The organism is Motilibacter aurantiacus, from assembly GCF_011250645.1.
Taxonomy (GTDB): domain Bacteria; phylum Actinomycetota; class Actinomycetes; order Motilibacterales; family Motilibacteraceae; genus Motilibacter_A; species Motilibacter_A aurantiacus.
Map to the genome: position 1 here is coordinate 105,579 of NZ_JAANNO010000011.1, position 7,463 is coordinate 113,041.

The window sequence follows — 7,463 nt, forward strand, 5'->3', positions numbered from 1 at the left end:
GCTCAGCCCGCAGGGAGCAGGACGCGGGCGCGGGCCGCGCCGACCCGGAGGCCGTGGTGGAGCGACGGCTGTCGCCGGGCCAGCGCCCTGGTGATCACGTGGCGGCCGCGGAGCAGGACGAGCCCGGTGAGGGCGACGACCCCGCCGTACAGCGCGCCGGTGGCGGCGAAGGGGTTGGCCTGCAGGCCCCAGTAGACCGACCAGGCGAGGCCGCCCACGCTGCCGATCAGGTAGCTGCCGGCGGCGACGCCCTTGGTGCTGGCCGGGTGGAGCAGCAGGGTGGCCAGCTGCGGGAGGCCCACGAGGAAGCCCAGCACGACGGCGACCTGCGACAGCGCGGCCTGGGAGCCGGTGAGCGTGAGCGCCCCCCAGAGGGTCAGCAGGACGAGGGTGGAGGCCTCGAGCGCCATGCCGGGCTTGACCGAGTGGTGGGTGCGGTGGGCCAGGACGTTGGCGGCGCACAGGGCGGTCGTGACGCCGTTGAGGAGCGTCAGCCCCAGGTTCCCGCTCGAGACCGAGTACGCCAGCCACGCGGCGTTCATCAGCAGGCCCGCGCGCAGGCCGAGCGGCGAGAGCCCGTCGGTCTGCCGCTGCAGGACGGTGCGGCGGGCCTGCGGGACGGCGCCGAGGATGTTGGCGGTCGAGCCGAGCACGAAGAGCGGGAGCAGGAGCGTTGTCACGGGAGAGTGGTTCGGCCGCCGCTTCCGTGACCAAAGCGTTATATCTAGATCGAGTTGCCCGGAGCTGCAGCGTCACCCGGACGGCCGAGTTTCGGCGGCTGGGAGGCCTGCCCGCCGCAGGTCAGGAGGGCAGCGGGCGGCGCCAGTCGAGGCCCTGCACCTGGATCCGCTGCTCCAGCCGGCCGTCCCAGTGGACCGTGAGCCCCTCGGCGCGCAACGCGGCAACGACCTGCTCGCCGACCGCGAGCGACGTCGCCTGCCACACCTCCTCGTCCGCGGCCTCCAGGGCACCGTAGGTCAGGAGGAGCGCGGCGTCGGGGTCGATCAGCCCCTCGGCGTCCTGGGAGTGGAAGAACACGTAGCCGTGCCGCTCCTGGCCCGGCTGCACCTCGTCGCCCACCTCTGCGCAGCCGCAGGCCTGGCAGCAGGTGAAGCTCATCCGCGCCACCACGCCCTCGAGCTCCAGCCGGTTGAACACCCTGTCCAGCCGGTCCGAGTCGGTCGTGGACGGCCAGGTCGCCTGCTCGGCCAGCCGCTCCTGCCAGACCTGGTCGACCACCCGCTCGGCCGCGTCGACCGTGCCGGCCGCCCGGTCGTCGAAGGCGTCGCGGGCGGCCTGGCGGGCCTGGGCCCGGGTGTGGAAGCCGGGGTGGACGATGCGGCGGGCCTCGTCGAGGAGGGCGGCTGCGGTGGGGGCGTCGTCGGGTGGGTGGGTGCGTCCCGAGCCGTCGCTCGCGGCAGAGGCGGGTGGTGCGCTGCGGCGGCGGAAGCGGTCGAGCAGGCCCATGAGCGCAGCTTAGGTAGCGGTGGCCGGATTGCCGGCAGCTGCTGGGGCCGGCGTCAGATCCGTCCGCTGGCGGGCTCGGCCCCGTGCCTGATGTGCGCAGCGGGCTGCGCACATCAGGCGCCGGAGACACGGCGCCGGTGCCAGGGGCGCCACTGCTGCACCCCCAGCGGCCCGCCGGGCGCGCTGATGCTGGTCACCAGCTCGATCCGCACGGGCCACGTCGGCAGCCTGGCGGCGACGTCACCACCCGGGCTGCTACGAGACGGCCACCCCGCCGCGCCGCGACACGGCATGCGCCGACGAGTGGCGGGGCAGGTGACGTGCGACGTCGAGACGGCCCGGGAGGGGAGGCACCCGATGCTGCCGTCGATGCTCGCAAGCGCTGCGGGCGTCCTGCTGTGCACTGCCTCCGCGTTCGCGCTGCACCGGGCGAACCCGCACGAGCGTCTGTCCTGGAGCCTGAGCCGGCCCGAACGCTTTCCCGTCGTCAGCATCGTCGCGCTGCCACTCGGAACGGGGTCCGCGGTCCACGGCTCCACGACTGCGGCTCGGGAGGCGGGTGACTCGGTCTGGCTCGCGGTCCTCGCTGTGATCATCGCGCTGCAGGCCGCGGTGGTCGCGATGCAGGACAGCAGCTTCAGAGACGGGCAGCCGTGCCAGCTCGGCCCGACCCCACCGCCTCATCGACAGGCCGGCAGAGCGAGAGCAGAACCGTCCGCCAGCGCTCCTGCACCACAACCCCGAGCATCAGGAGCCTTCCAGCCGTGTCACTGGGTGGTGGCGTCACCGGGCGCCTTCCGGGCCGGCCCGGTCATCGCGTACGCCAGCAGGCCGGTCAGGGCCAGCAGGGTTGCCGTGACGGCTGCGGCCCTGCTCGACGGCTCCTGCGCCTGCCAGGTCAGGACGCGGCCCAACAGGCTGTCGCCCTGGGGGAACAGGACGGCGGCCAGGGTCCATCCCAGGGGGACGAACCAGGCCTTGGCCGTGCCGATGACGGCAGCGCTCGCAGCGGTCAGGCCGAGGAGGCCGGCGATGTCGCGGAGGGCCAGCGACGTCGGGCCGAAACGAGCACCGGTCAGCTGGGTGATCAGCAGCTGGCCACCGATGAGCACGAGCGCGGTCGACAGGTGCAGGGCCCGAAGGGCCGGCCAGGGCAGCGCACCCGTCCTGTCCAGCTCGTCGTCGGGGCCGCTCAGGGTCATCGTCAGGGCGGCGACCAGCAGCAGGATGGTGAGTACGACCATCTGCAGGCCGGCCTCGGGACTGTTGGAGCTCGACTCCCACAGCACCCACATCACCACGAGGATCCCGGCAGCGCTTCCGGTCGCAGCGGGGGCGCGGCGGGACCTCAGGTAGAGGCGCAGCCCCTTCATCGCAGCCATCCCTGAGCGGGCAGGCAATTCACCGCGGCCTCCCGCAGAGCGCCCACACGGGACGCCGCTTCGTCCCGGGGCAGCGCGCGCAGGTGCGCCCACACCTCGGCGGCCTCGACGCTCGCGTCCTCGACGACGTAGCCGGGATCGGGCCGCCCGAGCGGCTCCCGGTCCGGTGCCAGCGGCTCGGTGCCCATCAGCCAGTGGGCGGCGGCCAGCTGGTCAGCCGATGCCGGGGGGTTCTGACAGGCCGGCGGGCTGCTGAAGGCTCCGCTCACCACGTCGACGAGCACGTTCGGCTTGTTCGCCAGCTGTCCTGTGCGGCCAGCGGCGACGCGCAGCAGGACGGTGTCGGTGCGGAACTCGGGGTAGGTGTCCGGGTAGGCGAAGGTGTCCTCGTGCACGCGGGTCGGGGCGCCGGGCATTCTCTGCAGGACGGCGAGGGCCTCGCGGGCCGGTCCGGTCACTTCGGGCAACAGCGTCTGGTGGGCCCGGCTGACGCAGACCTGCGGTTCCCCTTCCGCGCACACCAGCTCGCGGGCCACCGGGTCGACCGCGTCGGTGACGAGACGGTTCTCGTGCGGTATGACGGTCGCGGCGAGCGCGACGCCGACGGCCGCGGGCAGCACCGCCGCGCTCCGGTTGCGCCAGGTGTCGGAGGCGAGCAGCAGCACGGCTGCGACCGCCAGCCCGGCGAGCCAGAGGCTCTGGGCGGCGCTGACCTCGCCGGGGACCGTGGCGTAGTCGCCCGGCATGTTCATCTCGGCCGCCGGTGAGAGGATCAGGCCCAGCCAGCCGAACGGCCTGGTGGCCAACGGCAGCATCAGCAGCAGGCCCAAGCCGGCGACGCCGAGGACAGGAGCGGTCACCGGCGAGGGCAGCAGCCGTCCGACGGCCAGGCCCAGCCATGCCGCGGCGACCAGCGCCAGCGCGCCTACGCCTGTGACGACGAAGACCTCAGCAGGCAGGTACCCCGCGGTGTCGAAGATCCACGCGGCACCCGCAACGCCCATCAGCAGGTATCCGGCGACCGCTGCGATGGCCATCGCGCCGAGCGTCGGCGCCACCCGCTGCGACACGGGCCGGGGCGTGGTGGCGAACAGCTCGCCCACGTTCGAGCGGTGCTCCCGGCGGGCCTGCCAGGCGCCCGCGGCCAGCATGAGCGGCCAGAGCAGGGCGAGGTACCAGCGCTGAGTCATCGCCAGCTGGATCCAGCCGGTGGAGAAGCTGATCCCCTCGGCGAAGTACATCGCGAGCGAGCCGAGGGCGGCCAGGCTGGCGGCGGCGCCGATCGCCGCGGAGCGGCGCAGCTCGATGCGCAGGACGCGGCTCATCGGGCTGCCGCCCGGTGTCGCCGCAGCAGGGCCGAGTAGCCGCGCTCGGCCGGGCTGTCGCCGGCGTCGCTGTCGGCGCCCTGCAGGGTCAGGTCGGTGGGGGAGCCGTGGAAGACCAGGTGGCCTTCGTCGACCAGGACGACATCACTGCACGCGGCAACCACGTCCTCCACCAGGTGGGTGGAGACCAGCACGCAGCTGTCCGTGCCGATGTCGCGCAACAGCTGCCGGAAGTCGAGGCGCTGCTCCGGGTCCAGGCCGACGGTGGGCTCGTCGAGCAGCAGCACCGCCGGGTCGTTGACGATGGCCTGCGCGATGCCGGCCCGGCGCAGCATGCCGCCGGACAGCGTCTTCATCCGCGCGTCCGCCTTGCCGGCCAGGCCGACCCGCTCGATCGCCCGCTGCGTGGCGCCGGGTACGGCGTGCTTCGGCATCTCCTTGAGCCAGGCCATGTACTCGACGAACTCGCGCACCGTGAAGCGCGGGTAGAACCCGAACTGCTGCGGCAGGTAGCCCAGCGTGCGGCGTACGCGTCGCAGGTCGGCGCGGCCGTCGACCTGCTGACCCAGCAGCTCGAGCCGGCCGCCGGCGGGCTTCAGCACGGTGGCGAGGGCGCGCATGAGGGTGGTCTTGCCGGCGCCGTTGGGCCCGAGCAGACCGTGCACGCCGTTGCCCAGCGCCAGGTCGAGCCCGTCCACGGCCATGTGCCGTCCGGCTCGCACCCGCAGTCCCTCGGCGTGGACCGGCCAGGGGTGAAGGGTGGGGGCCGTCTCGGCGGCGCTCACCGCTCGCATCCGTTTCTCCTTGATCGAGGCTGCTCAGCTGGCGCTGGTCAGCCGGTGGAAGTTGTTGGCTCGGGTGGCGGCCAGGCCCGCCAGGGCGACAGTGGTTGCGGCCCACACGGGCGCGGCGCCCGGCTGCAGGACGGCGGGCAAATCGGCCGTCACGACGGTCGGTGCGACGACGACCAGCGTCCAGGCGGCACCGAGCCCGGCCGCGGCGCGGCGGACCCCGACGAAGGCGCCCAGCGCGATGGTGGCGGCGGTGAAGGCCAGGCACGGCAGCAGGGCCGCCGCCAGGGACACCCCGGTGTGGGCGCCGGCCAGGGCGAGCGCCGGCACGAGCACGGCGAGCACTGTGGCCGTACGCCGCAGCAGCATCGTCAGGCCGACCGCCGGCGTGCCGGCGATCAGCTCCCACGCCGGGTCGAACCGCCGGCTCCACGCCCCGGCCACCGCGGGCAGGGGAGCCACCGGGGCGAGGAGCAGCACCGGCGCCGGGAAGTCCGGCAGCATCGACTGGATCAGGACCGCGCAGCCCAGGACGGCCAGTGTCATCGTCAGCCACGGCAGCAGCGCCCAGACGAACCAGCGCTGCCGGGCCGCCGACCAGCGCCGGCGGGGAGCCGGGGCCGGGCCGCTGGAGATCGCGGCGTCGAGGTTGGCGGCGACCCGGACGAGCAGGGCGTCGCTGCCCGTCGCCAGCCGGGCGCGGCACTCCGCGCAGGCTTCCAGGTGCACCTCGACCGACCAGGCCGTGACCTCGTCGAGGTCGGCGTCGCGGTCGACGTAGCGGGCGAGCACCGCGGGACTGGGGTGAGTGGTCACGACAGCGCCTTCCGAAGTGCGATCCGGGCCCGCCGGGCCCGGGACTTGACCGTGTTCTCCGGCACGGCCAGCAGCACCGACGTCTCTCGCACGGAGAACCCGTCGAGCACCATCGCGCGCAGGACCTGGCGGGCTTCGGCCGGCAGCTCGCGCAGCGCCTGCTCCATCTCGTGACCGACCAACCCGGCCAGCACCTCGTCCTCGGCAGCCGGCGCGATCGTCTCGCCCAGCGGCAGGGAGGGCACCTGCCCCGCGCGGGCGCGGCGGCGGAACTCGTCGACGAGGCGGTGCGCTGCGATGGTCCAGAGCCAGCCGGCGGCGCTCCCCGAGGTGGCCGAGCCGGCGAAGCTCCCGGCCGCCCGCCACACCGCCAAGTAGGTCTCCTGCATCACGTCGGCGACCAGCTCGTCGTCGGCGCACCGCCGGCGCAGCCGGGCGAGCAGCCACGGCGAGGTGCGCTGGTACAGCTCGTCGAACGCGCGCCGGTCGCCCTCAGCGATACGGCGGACGAGGTGCTCCTCGTCGGGGCCTTGTCTCACGATCAGCTAGACGACGGCAGCGGAGCCGGCCGGTGCACTTCGAGCTGTGACCTGGGTCACGTGATGACGCACGATGTCGGATCGCGGGACCACCCCCCGGGGACGGAGCCGATGGTCGTCGAGGCATGGACGGCCGAGCCGTCGGCTGCCTCGAGGGGCTCCGAGGAGACCCCGAGACGGCCCGAGCAGACCCCGAGGGAACCCCGAGCGCGCGCTGCCAATGTCTGCAGTGCCCGGGAACGCGAAACACGGGCAGGGCGCAACCGGGACGGCCACCGGCCGAACCCGAGTGCCGCACTGGATGCCCGCAGCCGCAGGCATCCGTCCATACCCCCACCTCTGGGAGACCGTCATGCGCTTCACCCGTACCGTCGCCGCTGTCGCTCTGGCGGGCGCCATCTCCGCGGTCGGCGCCCCCGCCGCTCTCGCCGCCCCCGCCGCGCTCGCGGCGCAGGCCGCCACCCCGGTGGCCGACACCCTGACCAGCTTGAACGGCTACGTCGCCACCGGCCAGGTCAGCAAGAGCACTGGCCGCGACCTGCAGGCCGCGCTCAGCAAAGCGGCCGCCGCGCAGGGCGCCGGCGACACGGCCGGCATGGCCGCCGCTCTGCGGGACGCCCGGGAGACGCTGTTCGCCGCGGACCTGTCCCAGGTGAGCATCGGCGCGGACAACGCCCTGACCGCGCAGCTCGACGGCTGGCTCGGTGCCCCGACGGGGCTCGACCGTGCTTTCGAGGTCAACCGCTCCATGCTCGAGAACGGCGACATCACCGCCAGCACCGCCCGCCGCGTGGTGACCGGCCTGACGGCCGCGCAGGCCGACCCGGCCCAGCTGCCCGTGCTCGCCGCGTACGTCGCGGCACTGCCGGACGCCAAGGCCGACACCGCCGCCAAGGTCGCGCTGCACACCGTGCTCACCACCCTGCAGCTCGGCTCCCCGCAGTCCACGTCGGGCGTGACCGTGCGGGTGTCCAACAACACCGGCCAGGTGCTCACCCGGGTCTCGGAGGACAAGACCGGTTCCTGGACTGCGGAGTTCCCGGCGGTGCTGAACGTCGGCGACGTGGCCGCCGCCGGCGTCAGCAGCTCGAACGTCAACGGGGCGAACGCCCAGGCCACCTACGCCGCTCCGGACGGCACCGT

At 74.0% G+C, this 7,463-nt stretch carries 8 protein-coding genes; 1 reads left to right on the forward strand and 7 read right to left on the reverse strand.

Features of this window, described 5'->3' with window-relative positions:
* Nucleotides 1-2: 2 nt before the first annotated feature.
* From G9H72_RS17105 to G9H72_RS17135, 7 genes are all read right to left on the reverse strand, one after another.
* On the reverse strand, nt 3-680 hold the full coding sequence (locus G9H72_RS17105; RefSeq protein WP_166173301.1) for a hypothetical protein: 678 nt from the start codon (nt 678-680) through the stop codon (nt 3-5).
* Between the two features lie 121 nt (nt 681-801).
* Nucleotides 802-1,467 carry a DUF6891 domain-containing protein gene (locus G9H72_RS17110; RefSeq protein WP_166173303.1) on the reverse strand — a complete coding sequence of 222 codons (666 nt, stop codon included), beginning with the start codon at nt 1,465-1,467 and terminating at the stop codon, nt 802-804.
* Nucleotides 1,468-2,234: 767 nt separating this feature from the next.
* Nucleotides 2,235-2,840 carry a hypothetical protein gene (locus G9H72_RS17115; protein ID WP_166173305.1) on the reverse strand — a complete coding sequence of 202 codons (606 nt, stop codon included), beginning with the start codon at nt 2,838-2,840 and terminating at the stop codon, nt 2,235-2,237.
* Complete coding sequence (locus G9H72_RS17120) at nt 2,837-4,174, reverse strand: hypothetical protein (RefSeq protein ID WP_166173307.1); 1,338 nt, start codon at nt 4,172-4,174, stop codon at nt 2,837-2,839. The genes G9H72_RS17115 and G9H72_RS17120 overlap by 4 nt, the downstream gene beginning before the upstream one ends.
* Entirely contained in the window at nt 4,171-4,968 is a 798-nt protein-coding gene (locus G9H72_RS17125) for an ABC transporter ATP-binding protein (RefSeq protein ID WP_166173311.1), read from the reverse strand. Before G9H72_RS17125 ends, G9H72_RS17120 begins: the two co-directional genes overlap by 4 nt.
* A gap of 24 nt (nt 4,969-4,992) precedes the next feature.
* Complete coding sequence (locus G9H72_RS17130) at nt 4,993-5,781, reverse strand: anti-sigma factor (protein ID WP_166173313.1); 789 nt, start codon at nt 5,779-5,781, stop codon at nt 4,993-4,995.
* Nucleotides 5,778-6,320 (reverse strand): RNA polymerase sigma factor, encoded by a 543-nt coding sequence (locus G9H72_RS17135; protein ID WP_331272382.1) that lies wholly within the window; start codon nt 6,318-6,320, stop codon nt 5,778-5,780. Before G9H72_RS17135 ends, G9H72_RS17130 begins: the two co-directional genes overlap by 4 nt.
* A gap of 352 nt (nt 6,321-6,672) precedes the next feature.
* Between G9H72_RS17135 and G9H72_RS17140 the strand changes: the two genes are divergently transcribed.
* On the forward strand, nt 6,673-7,463 hold a 791-nt coding region (locus G9H72_RS17140), incomplete at its 3' end, for an FIMAH domain-containing protein (RefSeq protein WP_196791326.1).